Annotated in this window: 1 protein-coding gene; it reads right to left on the reverse strand. The window is 68.0% G+C overall.

Features of this window, described 5'->3' with window-relative positions; genetic code table 11:
* Window positions 1-1,402 (reverse strand): CLIPPER-2 domain-containing protein (locus WMR31_RS22095; protein ID WP_445321665.1); only part of this gene is annotated, 1,402 nt, incomplete at both ends.

A 1,402-nucleotide genomic window follows, 5' to 3' on the forward strand; every position in this document is an offset into this window, starting at 1 on the left:
TCACCCGCATCGACCAGACCCGAGTCGTTCGTGTCCTCGATCGAGGCGACCTGCTTGTCCAACGCGATCGACGGAGTGTCGATCGGCGTCGTGGTGGTGTCGGTGTCGGTCACCTCGGCCGGAACACCCGGACCCGCCGGCGGGGTGCCGTGCGCGGTCGCGGTGTTCACCACGGTGCCGGCGGTCTCGTCGGCCGCGGTCACCACATACGGGTCGGCGGTACACGTCGCGGTGTCCCCCGGAGCCAAGGACGTCGGGGTGCACACCACGTTGTCCAGCTTCGGGTCATCGACCTCGACCTGCGAGAGCGGCACATTCCCGGTGTTAGTCACCGTGAACGAGTAGGTGATCTCATCACCCGCATCGGTCACACCCGACCCGTTCACGTCATTGATCCCAGCCACCGACTTGTCCAACTCGATCGACGGCGCCGGCGTCTGCACCGGAGTGCTCGTCGAGGACTCGTCCTCGACGTCCGGACCCGACGGCGGGGTGCCGCTGGCGGTCGCGGTGTTCACCACATTGCCGCCCTGGTCGGACTGCTTGATCACGTACGGGTCGGCCGTGCACGTGGCCACCGCGCCCGGTGCCAGCGAGGTCGGCGTGCAGGTCACCGCGTCCGCACCCAGCAGGGGGTCGTCGACCTCGACCTGCGAGAGCGGCACGTTGCCGGTGTTGGTGACGGTGAAGGTGTAGGTGATCTCATCACCCGCATCGGTCAGACCCGAACCATTGGTGTCAGCGATGCCCGCCACCGACTTCTCCAGAAGGATGGACGGAGCCGGGGTGTCGATGCTCGTCGTCGTGGTGTCGGTGGCCGAGACGTCCGGGCCGCGGGGCGGGGTGCCGGTCGCGGTGGCGGTGTTCACCACGGTGCCGCCCTGATCGCCGGGCTGGATGACGTAGGGGTCGGCGGTGCAGGTGACCGACTCCGTCGGCGCCAACGCGTTCGGAGAGCAGGTCACCGCACCGACCAGCGGGTCGTTGACCTGGACCGGGTCCAAGGTCACGTTCCCGGTGTTGGTCACGGTGAAGGTGTAGGTGATCTCATCACCCGCATCGACCAGACCCGAGTCGTTGACGTCCTCGATCGAGGCGACCTGCTTGTCCAACGCGATCGACGGAGTGTCGATCGGCGTCGTGGTGGTATCGGTGTCGGTGACCTCGGGCGGGACGCCGGGGCCGGTCGGCGGGGTGCCGTGCGCGGTCGCGGTGTTCACCACCGTGCCGGCGGCCTCATCAGCCGCGGTCACCACATACGGGTCGGCGGTACACGTCGCGGTGTCCCCCGGCGCCAAGGAAGTCGGGGTGCACACCACGTTGTCCAGCTTCGGGTCATCGACCCGCACCGAGCTCAGCGGCACGTTGCCGGTGTTGGTGACGGTGAAGGAGTAGGTGATCT

It is taken from the genome of Nocardioides epinepheli (assembly GCF_037936805.1).
Taxonomy (GTDB): Bacteria; Actinomycetota; Actinomycetes; order Propionibacteriales; family Nocardioidaceae; genus Nocardioides.